Origin of the sequence: Streptomyces wuyuanensis (assembly GCF_900103455.1) — a bacterium.
Taxonomy (GTDB): Bacteria; Actinomycetota; Actinomycetes; order Streptomycetales; family Streptomycetaceae; genus Streptomyces; species Streptomyces wuyuanensis.
In genome coordinates, this window is sequence record NZ_FNHI01000017.1 from 169,076 (window position 1) to 180,001 (window position 10,926).

The window sequence follows — 10,926 nt, forward strand, 5'->3', positions numbered from 1 at the left end:
GATTCGGGCAGGGGATATCACCATCTGCCAGGCATGGGCGAGGAGTTCGGGGATGACGCGATGGTACGAAGGGCCCCTGGCCGCATTTGACACCGAGACGACCGGGGTGGACGTCGAGCACGACCGGATCGTGTCGGCCGCGCTCGTGGTCCAGGATTCGCCGGGAGGACGCACGCGCGTCACCGGCTGGCTGGTCAATCCGGGCGTGCCGGTGCCGGCCGAGGCGACGGCCGTGCACGGCCTCACGGAGGAGCATCTGCAGCACAACGGCCGCTGGCCGTCGCCGGTGATGGAGGAGATAGGCCGGTCGCTGGCCGAGCAGTGTGCGGCGGGCCGCCCCCTCGTGGTGATGAACGCGCCGTTCGATCTGACCCTGCTGGACCGCGAACTGCGCCGCCACCGCGCCTCGTCGCTGGCGCGCTACCTCGAGAACGTCCCGATGTGCGTGCTGGACCCTCGCGTCCTGGACAAGCATCTGGACCGCTACCGCAAGGGCCGCCGCACGCTCACCGACCTGTGCGAGCAGTACGCGGTCGAACTGGCGGGGGCCCACGACGCGGCGGCGGACGCGACCGCCGCGCTGGACGTGGTCCGGGCGGTCGGGCGCCGTTTCGCCGCACGCCTGGAGCGGCTGTCGGCGGCGGAGCTGCACACACTGCAGGCGGTGTGGCACGCGGCTCAGGCGCGGGGGCTACAGGCGTGGTTCGCGCGGAACGGCTCGGAGGAGTCGGTGGATCCGGCGTGGCCGCTGCGCCCCGAGATCCCGGCCCAGGCGGCATGACCGGCGTTCCGGACAGCCCGGCGGGCCGGACACGGGTACGGGTGCCCCGCCGCTTCGGGACACCCGTACGTTCCGTGGGGCCGGGCAACGGCCGCCGGTTCAGACCCTAGCCGGTCTCCCCCGCCCGGGCGCCGGCCCGCCGGCACCGGGACGTGGGGAAGACCGTTCCGCCCTCATGATGAAGGCGATTGGTCTGGACCTCTCCCTGTGCATTGAATCCAATGGCCGGGACGGCGTCAAGGAGCAGGTGGGAGCCGGTTCCAACACCCGGCATCACACGGCCCCGGTGACGGCCTGTCAGATCCGGTGGGCCGCATCCCCTCGACACCGTCGCCCGCGACCACCGGGGAACGCGCAAGGCCGGTCCGTCAGGTGACGGACCGGCCTCTGCCTGTGGGCGATACTGGGTTCGAACCAGTGACCTCTTCGGTGTGAACGAAGCGCTCTCCCGCTGAGCTAATCGCCCGGGAACGCACTGAACCATACAGGTACCGGCGGGTTTCCTTCAAACTCCCTTTCCGGCCTCCGGAGGCCCCTCGCGCGGAGTCCGGCACCGCGCAGGTACGTACTCACCGGCGATCTGAGTATCCGCGCGCATTCCGGCGGACTGTGTCCCGCGCCACACTCGCCGCCATGGAGAACGTACTGCCGCCCGCCGAGGAGCTCCGGCTCATCGATCGCGAGCTGGTCCAACTCGATGCCCGCCGGGCCCAGTTGCTCACCCGCAGGGCGTGGCTGCTGACGGCCCTCAGGGCCGCCGGTCACGCGCCCGCGCCCGCCCAGGGCCCCGGCCGGCCCCCGGGGACGGCCGCCGAGACGTCCCCGCCGAGCGCACAGAACGTCCTGCTCACCCTGGGCGGGATCCTGCTGACGATCGCCGCCGTCGCCTTCACCCTGGTCAGCTGGGGGCACATGGGCATCGGCGGCCGTGCGCTCGTCCTTGGCGCGGTGACCGTCACCGCCCTCGGGACGCCGCTCCTGCTGCTGCGCCGCAAGCTGGTCTCGACCGCGGAGTCGGTGGCCGCGCTCGGCCTCGTCCTGACGGTCCTGGACGCGTACGCGCTGCGGCGCGCCGTCCTTCCCTCGACGGACGCCCTGGTCTACACGGCCGTCGCCGCCGCGGTGCTCGCCGCGGTGTGGGCGGCGTACGGGCGCGCCTTCGGCGGGCTGCGGCTGCCGTTGCCGGCCGCCGTGGTGGCGGGACAGCTGCCGCTGCCGCTGTGGGCACTGGCCGCGGGCGAGAGCATCGAGGTCACCGCGTGGGCGACGCTGGCGACCGCCGGTCTCGATGTCGTGATCGCGCTCGCCGCCCGGCGGGCTGCCGTCCGGGCGCTCGCGGTCGCGGGCGCCGTGACGGCGGGCGGCTGGTCCCTGCTGACCGGCGCCTGGCTGTCCGTGTCCGCGGAGTCCCCCGCCGACTCGGTGGAACCGGCCCTGCTGCTCCTGGCGGCGGGAGCGCTGGCCGTGGGTGCCGCGTGGCGCGCACCGGCGGCCGCGGCGGCGGCCTCGACCGCCGGCGCTCTCGCGGCGGTCGCCGCCGTCGGTGGTGTGCTGCGGACGGTGGTGCCGGCGGACTGGGCCGTGCCCGTGTACCTGCTGTGCGCGGCGGCGCTGCTCCTGGCCGTCCGCGTCCGGATGCCGCGGGGCGTGCTCACCGGACTCGGGGTCGCCTCCGGCCTGGTCCACGGCGCCGCGGCGCTGTGGGCCGCACCGGTCGTGCTGCTCGCACTGACCGGACCGGCCGCCACCCTCGAGGACGTGTGGGGCGGAGCGCCGGTCCGCGATGTCGTCCTGCCGGGCGCCGCCACCGCCCCGGTGGTCCTGGCAGCCGTGGCCGTGACGCTGTGGGCTGCGCCCCGGTTCCTGCCTGCCGCGCAGCTGTCCCGTCCCGCAGTGGAGTGCTGGGCACTCGTGGCGGCGTGGTCGGCCGTCGTCGCCGCCCCCGTCGCCCTGTCGCTCCCACTGGGCCCCACCCTGGCGGTCCAGCTGGCAGTGACGGCCGCGGCCCTCGCGACGGCGGCCCGTCCGTCGCTCGTGGCGGCCTTGCCGCCGACGGCGGCGGAGGCGGAGCCCGGAGCACAGCCGCGCCCGGCGGGCCCCTCCGCCGGGACGGCCCGCGACGGCCGCGACGCGGCCGAGTCGTCCGGCGGCCCCGCGGGCGCTGCCGCGGGAGCGGCCGCCCCCGGCGACACCTCCGGCGAGGAGCACACCTCCGCGCCGCCGCAGTCCGCCGCCCGCGCGCACGACCCCGTCCGCACCCTCGCCGGGACGGCACTCGCCTGCGGGCTGGCGTCGGCGGCCGGCGCGGCGCTGCTCGGGCTGGCGAGCCGGCCCGCCACCTTCACCGCGCTGGGCGTCCTGGTGGTGCTGAACGCCGCCGCCGCCGTCGCGGCCCGGGGGCTCGTCCGGATCGTCGTCGCCTGCGCCGCCGTGGTGGGCACGACGGGGCTCGTGGCCGCGGCGGCGGCGGCCGCGGAGCTGCCCGGCCACCGCGTCGGTCTCGCGCTCCTCGCGGTACCGGCGGCGGCCGCGCTGCTCGGCGCCCGGCTCGGCAGGCACCCGGTCGCCGCCGCGGTGGAGGCAACGGCGGCCGCGACCGTACCCATCGCCGTGGCGCTCGCGGTACCGCACCCGCCGACCCTGGCGCTGGTGCTGGCCCTCGCGGGCGTGGTGGCCGCGGGCACGGCGGTCAGGGCCGAGCGCCGGCCCCTGGCCGGGTACGTCGCCGCCGTCCTTTTCGTCACGGCGACCTGGGTGCGCCTCGCCGCGTCCGGGGTGGACGTGCCCGAGGCGTACACGCTGCCGGTCTCCGTCCCGGCGCTGGCCGTGGGTGTGCTGCGGCGGCGCAGGGATCCCTCCGCCTCGTCGTGGGTCGCCTACGGTCCGGGGCTCGCCGCGACGCTGGCGCCGAGCCTTCTGGCGGCCTGGGGCGACACCGACTGGCCGCGTCCGCTGCTGCTGGGCATCGCCGCGCTCGGCGTGACGCTCGCCGGCGCCCGTCTGCGGCTGCGAGCCCCGCTGCTCCTCGGCGGCCTGACGCTCGCCCTGGACGCGCTGCACGAGCTCGCGCCGTACGTCGTCCAGGTCGTCGACGCCCTGCCGCGCTGGCTGCCGCCCGCGCTGGCGGGGCTGCTGCTGCTGGCCGTGGGCGCGACGTACGAGCAGCGGCTGCGCGACGCACGCCGGCTTCGGGAAACCCTCGGCCGGATGCGCTGACCGGGTGACCCTCCTCGCGCGAGGAGGGCACGCCGAAGGCCCCGGAGACTTTCGGTCTCCGGGGCCTTCGGTCCGGGTGGTGGGCGATACTGGGTTCGAACCAGTGACCTCTTCGGTGTGAACGAAGCGCTCTCCCACTGAGCTAATCGCCCGGGCGCACCGCACACATTACCCCATGTCAGCGGTGCCTCATGACCACCTGACCACCGGCCGGGAAGGGCTCTTCGGCCGGTCGCCGTCAGGCGTGGGTCACTGTTCGATCTTCCAGGGCATCATGATCCCGAACTTCCAGAGGTAGATCGCGCACAGCACGCCGACGATCACCAGGCCGACGGTGGTCAGGATGATGTTGCGCCGGCGGACCTTGGGGTCGAGCGCCCGCTGTGCCGCCTCGGTCACTTTCCGTTTCGTCCAGTGCAGTACGAGCTGCGCCCAGACGAACTCGGTCGCCCAGATCGCCATGCCCGCGAAGATCACCAGCCAGCCCGGCCCGGGCAGCGGGAGCATGATCACTCCGGCCACGACGACGGCGAGGCCGACGATGAAGACGCCGACCTGCCAGCTCAGATGAAGCGTCCGGCGTCTCTTCACGAACTCGGGCGCCCTCGAGCCCAGAATCGGCTGGGCGGGCGCGGTCACATCCCCCGTGGCGGTGCCCCGGGCCGCTGTCGCGGCAGCCCCGGCCCGCTCGTCACTCTCCGCATTCATAAACCCAACGTACCCGACGAATCGGCCCGCCGGTATGACCGCACGGTCGTACGTGGGACTCCTCCGTACGGGGTACCCCAAGGATCACAAAACAGACAGAGGGGTTTACAACGGCACCGTAGGTGGCATGTCGATTTCGCCGACGTGCGAATCCCCGAGCGCACACTGAGCGAAAGGCCCTGGCGCTTATGAACACCACGGTCAGCTGCGAGCTGCACCTGCGCCTCGTTGTGTCGAGCGAGTCCTCACTGCCTGTACCCGCGGGCCTGCGGTATGACACGGCCGATCCGTATGCCGTGCACGCCACCTTCCATACCGGAGCCGAGGAGACGGTCGAATGGGTGTTCGCCCGCGACCTTCTCGCCGAAGGCCTTCACCGGCCCACCGGCACCGGCGACGTCAGAGTCTGGCCGTCGCGCAGTCACGGTCAGGGCGTCGTCTGCATCGCACTGAGCTCTCCGGAGGGCGAGGCCCTGCTGGAGGCCCCGGCGCGGGCCCTGGAGTCGTTCCTGAAGCGGACGGACGCCGCGGTCCCACCCGGCACGGAACATCGCCATTTCGATCTCGATACCGAGCTCTCGCACATCCTGGCGGAAAGCTGAACCAGGGCGAGCGCAGCAGGTGCCGTCCGACTCGGGGAGACGGCACCGCACGGACACGGACAACCGCATAGGGCAGGCTCCGGCGCCGTCGTCGCGGAATCCACCGCGACGACGGCGCCGTCGCGTTCGGCGGGGACCGGCTAGAGTCAGCGCAATTCGGCGGGCGCCCAGCCCGCAGCAGGCCAGGGAGCGAATCGTGCTGATCCCTCACGACACCCGCATCGCCCTCGACATCGTCGTCGATCTGGTGAACACCGCGCCCGAGCGCGCCGGCAGTCCCGAGGTCGACGAGCTCGGCGACGTGTCGTCGCTGTACACGTTCGTGAAGAAGTACAACATCAGCGACGTGGGCGAACTCGGCGAACACGACCTGAACGCCGTGCTCGAGGTGCGGAGCCGGTTCGAGGAGGTGTTCGCGGCCCCGGACGCCCGCACCGCCGCCGAACTCATCAACCGGCTCGTGACCTCGGCGGGGACCACACCGCAGCTGACGGACCACGACGGCTACGACTGGCACGTCCACTACTTCGCGCCGGGCGCCTCGGTCGCCGAGCACCTCGCGGCCGACTGCGGCATGGCGCTGGCGTTCATGATCGTGGCGGGCGAGCAGGAGCGGCTGCGGCGGTGCGAGGCCCCCGGCTGCGGCCGCGCCTTCGTCGATCTGTCCCGCAATCGCTCGCGCCGCTACTGCGACAGCCGTACCTGCGGCAATCGCCTGCACGTCGCCGCCTACCGGGCGCGCCGCAGGGAAGCGGCCGGCTGAGTTCCAGTCGGGTCACCTTCGGCTCACAGCAGGAAGAGGTCGTGGACCGCGGCCATGAGCAGAAGACAGCCGATCACCCCGAGGAAGATCATCAGGGGCGGCTGGGAGAGCGCGAAGAGACAGCCACGCGGCTCGTCGGAGGGGGCGGGGGCCTGGCCCCGGGAGGTATCCAGCATCTCGGGGTGATGATGACGCAGGACCGGCCCCGATGATCGACCAACACGCGTGAACGCCGGGGGAGTTCACCGGATCCCGTGGTACCGCTCGCCGTCGGCGCCGCACGCCGCCGCCGCGACGGGCCGTCTCCCTCGGCTCAGATGCCGTGCTTCTTCAGGATGGCCTCGATGTCGCTGAAGTCGTCGTCCGTGCCGGCGGCCGGCTGCTTCCCCTTGGGCTTGGCCCTTCCCCCGGGCTCCGCCGCCGGACGTCCGGCCTTGCCGAGTGCTGGAGCCGAGGCGGAGGGCGCGACCGCATGCGGGCCGGTGCCGCCGTCCCCGACGGACGCCCTCGCCGCCCTGCGCCGCTCGACGGCACGCGTGGTCATGAACAGTCCCCACGCCGTGCCCAGCACTCCCACGCCGACCCAGGCCGTGGGGCTGAAGACCGTGCCGGCGGCCCACTCGACGACGCCCGTCAGCACGAGGCCCAGGGGAACCAGCGCGTACGCCGCGACGCGGGCCGCGGTGAGGAAACGCTTCCGGTACGCCGCGACCGCGGCGATGCCCAGCCCGGCCGCGGACACCGCGGCACAAATCGTCTCGGCAAGCATCCGGTCCTCCAGGCGAGCGGGACGGCACCCCGGGGGCGACCCGGGGGATTGCGGTCACCTCCATCCTGCACCGGTCGGCGGGGAAGGGGCCACGGTCCCGCCCCACCTCAGGGAGATCTCCGGGACGTCCTCCTCCTCAGGTGCCGGGGAGGTCCGGGTTGGGGCCACGCCGGCACGGCTGGAAGACTGGCTCCCATGAGCGACTCCTCCCGCGCCCCCGTCGTCCTGGACGTCTGGTGCGAGCTGCAGTGCCCCGACTGCCGTACCGCCCTGTCCGATCTGGCGGCCCTGCGCGCACGCTACGGCGACAGGCTGGAGCTCCGCCTGCGCCACTTCCCGCTGGAGAAGCACAAGCACTCCTTCGCCGCCGCACAGGCCGCCGAGGAGGCCACCGAGCAGGGACGGGGCTGGGACTACGTGGAGGCCGTGCTCACCCGGGTGGAAGAGCTGGACCGCGAGGGCGAGTCGTTCCTCGTCCGGGTCGCGGGTGAACTCGGCCTGGACGCCGATGAGTTCGACACCGCGCTGGTCGACGGGCGGCACATCCTGATCGTCGACGCCGACCAGGCCGAGGGCAAGGCGATCGGTGTCACGGGCACCCCGACCTACGTCATCGGCGACGAACGGCTCGACGGCGGCAAGAGCCAGGAGGGGCTGCGCGAGCGCATCGAGGAGATCGCCGACCGGCTCCTCGCGGGGTGAGAGCGCGGTCGGGGCGGCGGGCCGTGTCTTTGCTCCGGCCTCGCTCACGACGCCCGGTACGCGCGCCCGCCGCGTTGTCGGACCGCCGGAATACGCCCGGTACGAGGACTACCCTCTCCCTTGCGATGCACCGCATCCGCCGCCGCGCGCTGATCCACCGCTGATCACGGGACAGCCCTCAGAGCAACGGCTTGGCGAAGTGGTGGAGCACGGGCCGGTAGCCGAGTGCCTCGTAGAGGCCGGCGGCCCGGGTGTTCCCGGCGGCGACGTGCAGTCCGAGCACGGGCGCACCGGCGTCGTGCGCGATCCGTTCGGCGACGAGCATCAGCGCCCGTCCGTACCCCCGGCCGCGGTGGGCCTCGGCGACGTGCACGTCGTACACGTATGCGCCCGGCTCCCCCGGGCGCGGCGCACGTTCCGCGACCCAGACGTGCCCCACGGCGGTGCCGTCCACGACCAGGGCGCGCAGCCACGCGCCCCGGGTCGCTGGGCCGTCGGGGAGCTTCTCGCCGTGATCGGCCTCGGACCGGGCGCGGGCCCGCTCGGCGGACAGGCCCCGGTCCGCCCAGGTCCGCGCGTACCGCTCGACGGCCTCCGCCCGCCACGACGGGAACTCCTCGTCGGTGAGGGGGCGGCCCACCGCTCCCGCGGGCAGTGCCGGCGGCTCGGGCGGCACCTCCTTGCGCAGGGTACGGCCGCTCTCCGCGTACCAGAGCGCGGACGCGAGGCGCAGTGCTGCGGTGGCCTCCGCGGGGACGGCGGTCACGATGCGGGTGCAGCCCCAGCCGCGCAGCACTTCCTCGGCCGCGAGCGCGGCGACCGTGCCCCGGCCCCGGCCCCGGTCGTCCTCGTGGATGGTCAGGGACCGCAGGACGCCCGTGGACGGACCGGCGTCCGGGTCGCGGGCGAGCTCGACGGAGCCCACGGGCCTGCCGTTGACGCAGACGTCGTAGCCGCGTGCCATGGCGCCGTCCGCGCCCCGCTGAAGCGGCCGGACCGGCCGCAGGGTGGTGGTCATCAGGGGTGTTCTACCTGTCCTGCGGCCACCCGTCACCATGCCCGTACGGGCTCGTGCCTCAGGCGGGCAGAGGATCGGGGTCCGCGGCGGCGTGCTCCTCGAAGATCCGCATGGCCTTGGCCGTCAGGGGGCCGGGGGCGCCGGGCAGCTCGCGGCCGTCGACTCGGTGAACCGCCTGGACGTCACGGGTCGAGGAGGTCAGGAAGATCTCCTCGGCACGCTCCAGCACGTCCATCGGGAGGTCGGCCTCCTGCGCTCCGGTCCAGTCCGCGGTCAGCGCGCGGGTGATGCCGGCGAGGCAGCCCGAGGAGACGGGCGGGGTGAACAGCTGGCCGTCGACGACGACGAAGATGTTCGAGCCGGTGCCCTCGCAGAGCTGCCCGACGGTGTTGGCGAAGATCGCCTCGGACGCGCCCTGCTCGTGGGCCCGGGCGAGGGCGACGACGTTCTCGGCGTACGAGGTGGTCTTCAGCCCCACCAGCGCACCGCGCTCGTTGCGGGTCCACGGCACCGTGATCACCGCGGTGGTGTCCGGCCTGCGCGAAGTCGCGGCGAGGGCCACGATGAGCGAGGGGCCCTTGTCGCCGCGGTCGGAGCCGAGCGGGGAGAGGCCGCCCGTGTAGGTGATCCGCAGCCGGCCCAGCGGCATGGGATTGGCCTCGAGCACGGCGGCGCAGGCACTGCGCACCTCGTCGTGGTCCGGGTCCGGCAGGCCGAGGCCGCGGGCCGAGCGGGTGAGCCGGTCGAGGTGCCGGGTGAGGGCGAAGGGGCGGCCGTCGGTCGCCTTCACGGTCTCGAAAATGCCGTCGCCCACGGTCAGCCCGTGGTCGAACACGGAAACCAGGGCGTCGTCGGCGTCCCGCAGTCCGCCGTTGACCCAGATCCTCATCACACGGTCCTTCCACTCTGCACGTACGTTCCCGACGCTACCGCGAGCAGCCGGGATGCCTTCAGCTCGGTCTCGTCCCACTCGCGCTCCGGGTCGGAGCCCCAGGTGATCCCGGCGCCGGTGCCGAAGCGGAGGACTCCCTGGGCGCGGTCGATCCAGAAAGTGCGTATGCCCACGGCGAGCTCGCCGGTGCCGCGGTCGGCGTCCACCCAGCCGATGCCGCCGCAGTAGGGGCCGCGGGGTGCCGTCTCCAGCCCGGCGAGGATCCGCAGGGCGCTGGACTTCGGCGCACCGGTGACCGAGCCGGGCGGGAAGGTGGCGTCCAGCAGCTCGCGCCATCCCGCGCCCGCCGCCAGCTCGCCGCGGACGGTGGAGACGAGGTGGACCAGACCGGGGTGGGCCTCGACCTCGCACAGGGCGGGGACGGTCACGGACCCCGAGGCGCAGACGCGGCCGAGGTCGTTGCGGACCAGGTCGACGATCATCACGTTCTCGGCGTGGTCCTTCTCGAGCAGGTCGGCGGCGGTGCGGCCGGTGCCCTTTATCGGCCCGGACTCGACCGTGCTCCCGCCGCGGCGCAGATAGAGCTCGGGCGAGGCGGTGGCGATCTCCACGCCGTGCGCGGGGAGCCGGATCGTTCCCGCGTACGGAGCCGGGTTGCCGCGCGCGAGCAGAGCGGTCAGGGCGTCGACGTCGGCGGCGGCCGGGTCGGGCAGCGGCGCCGACAGCACCCGGCAGAGGTTCGCCTGGTACACCTCGCCGGCCGCAATGTGCTCGCGGATGCGGCGCACGCCCGCGGTGTACGCGGCCCGGTCCAGGGAGGACGTCCAGTCGTCGGCGGCGGGGCCGCGCCAGCGCGCCGGGTCCGGGACGGGCACCGGTGCCTGGCGGACGTCCCCGAAGCGGGCGCAGGTCAGGCGCCCTTCGAAGTCGGCCGCGACGGCCCAGAAGCCGGACGAGTCCAGCGCCTCGGGGTCGGTGGTGACATCCCTGAGGTCGGTGGCGACGAGGCCGCCGAAGCGGGCCATGGGAGCGAGGTCGTGCACGGCTGTGAGTCTATGGCGGGCCCCCGGCGGCCGCTCCGGCGCGCACCCGGGGAGGGACCCCGCGTGAGCACAGCTCAGCACGCTGCGGAAACGCGTTTTTGTGCTGGCCCAGGAATCCGCTAAAGTTCAACACGTCGCCGGGACGCGGAAGCGGACCGGAAACGACAGGCGGACGTGGCTCAGTTGGTAGAGCATCACCTTGCCAAGGTGAGGGTCGCGAGTTCGAATCTCGTCGTCCGCTCGAAGAAGGGGGATCTTCCCGAACCCCCGCACTCCGGGGTGGAGTGGCCGAGAGGCGAGGCAACGGCCTGCAAAGCCGTCTACACGGGTTCAAATCCCGTCTCCACCTCCAAGGACGATTAGCTCAGCGGGAGAGCGCTTCCCTGACACGGAAGAGGTCACTGGTTCAATCCCAGTATCGTCCACGCAGCA

The 10,926-nt window shown here is 73.5% G+C and carries 11 protein-coding genes and 5 tRNA genes; 8 read left to right on the plus strand and 8 right to left on the minus strand.

The genetic code is table 11. The features are described from left to right. Positions 1-52: 52 nt before the first annotated feature. Positions 53-781 carry a 3'-5' exonuclease gene (locus tag BLT82_RS24285; RefSeq protein WP_093658368.1) on the plus strand — a complete coding sequence of 243 codons (729 nt, stop codon included), beginning with the start codon at positions 53-55 and terminating at the stop codon, positions 779-781. Positions 782-1,175: 394 nt separating this feature from the next. Here the strand turns inward: BLT82_RS24285 and BLT82_RS24290 are convergent. After that, positions 1,176-1,247 (minus strand) — tRNA-Val (locus BLT82_RS24290). 167 nt (positions 1,248-1,414) lie between these two features. Here BLT82_RS24290 and BLT82_RS24295 point away from each other — a divergent pair. Next, positions 1,415-3,997: an SCO7613 C-terminal domain-containing membrane protein gene (locus BLT82_RS24295; RefSeq protein WP_208868019.1), complete on the plus strand. Its 2,583-nt coding sequence runs from the start codon at positions 1,415-1,417 to the stop codon at positions 3,995-3,997. 77 nt (positions 3,998-4,074) lie between these two features. On the opposite strand, the gene BLT82_RS24300 is transcribed toward BLT82_RS24295, so the two are convergent. Continuing rightward, a tRNA-Val gene (locus tag BLT82_RS24300) sits at positions 4,075-4,149 on the minus strand. A 97-nt stretch (positions 4,150-4,246) separates the two neighbouring features. Next, complete coding sequence (locus BLT82_RS24305; RefSeq protein ID WP_093658372.1) at positions 4,247-4,705, minus strand: TIGR02611 family protein; 459 nt, start codon at positions 4,703-4,705, stop codon at positions 4,247-4,249. A gap of 188 nt (positions 4,706-4,893) precedes the next feature. Between BLT82_RS24305 and BLT82_RS24310 the strand changes: the two genes are divergently transcribed. Both BLT82_RS24310 and BLT82_RS24315 read left to right on the plus strand, forming a co-directional pair. Then, the gene (locus BLT82_RS24310; RefSeq protein WP_003959770.1) at positions 4,894-5,307 is read left to right on the plus strand and encodes an SsgA family sporulation/cell division regulator; all 414 of its coding nucleotides are present in this window, start codon (positions 4,894-4,896) and stop codon (positions 5,305-5,307) included. A gap of 196 nt (positions 5,308-5,503) precedes the next feature. Further along, positions 5,504-6,070 carry a CGNR zinc finger domain-containing protein gene (locus tag BLT82_RS24315; RefSeq protein ID WP_093658374.1) on the plus strand — a complete coding sequence of 189 codons (567 nt, stop codon included), beginning with the start codon at positions 5,504-5,506 and terminating at the stop codon, positions 6,068-6,070. Between the two features lie 23 nt (positions 6,071-6,093). On the opposite strand, the gene BLT82_RS37230 is transcribed toward BLT82_RS24315, so the two are convergent. Together BLT82_RS37230 and BLT82_RS24320 are read right to left on the minus strand one after the other, a co-directional pair. Next, positions 6,094-6,246: a hypothetical protein gene (locus BLT82_RS37230; protein ID WP_017945528.1), complete on the minus strand. Its 153-nt coding sequence runs from the start codon at positions 6,244-6,246 to the stop codon at positions 6,094-6,096. A 137-nt stretch (positions 6,247-6,383) separates the two neighbouring features. Beyond that, a complete protein-coding gene (locus BLT82_RS24320) occupies positions 6,384-6,839 on the minus strand; it encodes a hypothetical protein (RefSeq protein WP_093658376.1) in 456 nt (151 codons plus the stop codon). Positions 6,840-7,034: 195 nt separating this feature from the next. On the opposite strand from BLT82_RS24320, the gene BLT82_RS24325 reads away from it, so the two are divergent. Further along, entirely contained in the window at positions 7,035-7,541 is a 507-nt protein-coding gene (locus tag BLT82_RS24325; protein WP_093658378.1) for a DsbA family protein, read from the plus strand. Positions 7,542-7,719: 178 nt separating this feature from the next. On the opposite strand, the gene BLT82_RS24330 is transcribed toward BLT82_RS24325, so the two are convergent. From BLT82_RS24330 to BLT82_RS24340, 3 genes are read right to left on the minus strand one after another with little or no spacing between them, the layout of a single operon-like run. Further along, complete coding sequence (locus BLT82_RS24330; protein WP_093658380.1) at positions 7,720-8,559, minus strand: GNAT family N-acetyltransferase; 840 nt, start codon at positions 8,557-8,559, stop codon at positions 7,720-7,722. Between the two features lie 58 nt (positions 8,560-8,617). After that, on the minus strand, positions 8,618-9,448 hold the full coding sequence (locus BLT82_RS24335; RefSeq protein ID WP_093658382.1) for an aminotransferase class IV: 831 nt from the start codon (positions 9,446-9,448) through the stop codon (positions 8,618-8,620). Continuing rightward, the gene (locus tag BLT82_RS24340) at positions 9,448-10,494 is read right to left on the minus strand and encodes a chorismate-binding protein (protein ID WP_093658384.1); all 1,047 of its coding nucleotides are present in this window, start codon (positions 10,492-10,494) and stop codon (positions 9,448-9,450) included. Before BLT82_RS24340 ends, BLT82_RS24335 begins: the two co-directional genes overlap by 1 nt. 168 nt (positions 10,495-10,662) lie before the next feature. On the opposite strand from BLT82_RS24340, the gene BLT82_RS24345 reads away from it, so the two are divergent. From BLT82_RS24345 to BLT82_RS24355, 3 genes are all read left to right on the plus strand, one after another. Next, positions 10,663-10,735 (plus strand) — tRNA-Gly (locus tag BLT82_RS24345). Between the two features lie 37 nt (positions 10,736-10,772). Continuing rightward, positions 10,773-10,846 (plus strand) — tRNA-Cys (locus tag BLT82_RS24350). A gap of 1 nt (position 10,847) precedes the next feature. Then, positions 10,848-10,919: transfer RNA gene (locus BLT82_RS24355), tRNA-Val, on the plus strand. Positions 10,920-10,926: the final 7 nt, after the last annotated feature.

Excerpts from the sequence above, each read along its gene's own strand:
- BLT82_RS37230 (WP_017945528.1), bottom strand. The coding sequence starts at position 6,246 with ATGCTGGATACCTCCCGGGGCCAGGCCCCCGCCCCCTCCGACGAGCCG.
- BLT82_RS24310 (WP_003959770.1), top strand. The coding sequence starts at position 4,894 with ATGAACACCACGGTCAGCTGCGAGCTGCACCTGCGCCTCGTTGTGTCG.
- BLT82_RS24320 (WP_093658376.1), bottom strand. The coding sequence starts at position 6,839 with ATGCTTGCCGAGACGATTTGTGCCGCGGTGTCCGCGGCCGGGCTGGGC.
- BLT82_RS24305 (WP_093658372.1), bottom strand. The coding sequence starts at position 4,705 with ATGAATGCGGAGAGTGACGAGCGGGCCGGGGCTGCCGCGACAGCGGCC.
- BLT82_RS24335 (WP_093658382.1), bottom strand. The coding sequence starts at position 9,448 with ATGAGGATCTGGGTCAACGGCGGACTGCGGGACGCCGACGACGCCCTG.
- BLT82_RS24295 (WP_208868019.1), top strand. The coding sequence starts at position 1,415 with ATGGAGAACGTACTGCCGCCCGCCGAGGAGCTCCGGCTCATCGATCGC.
- BLT82_RS24325 (WP_093658378.1), top strand. The coding sequence starts at position 7,035 with ATGAGCGACTCCTCCCGCGCCCCCGTCGTCCTGGACGTCTGGTGCGAG.
- BLT82_RS24330 (WP_093658380.1), bottom strand. The coding sequence starts at position 8,559 with ATGACCACCACCCTGCGGCCGGTCCGGCCGCTTCAGCGGGGCGCGGAC.
- BLT82_RS24285 (WP_093658368.1), top strand. The coding sequence starts at position 53 with ATGACGCGATGGTACGAAGGGCCCCTGGCCGCATTTGACACCGAGACG.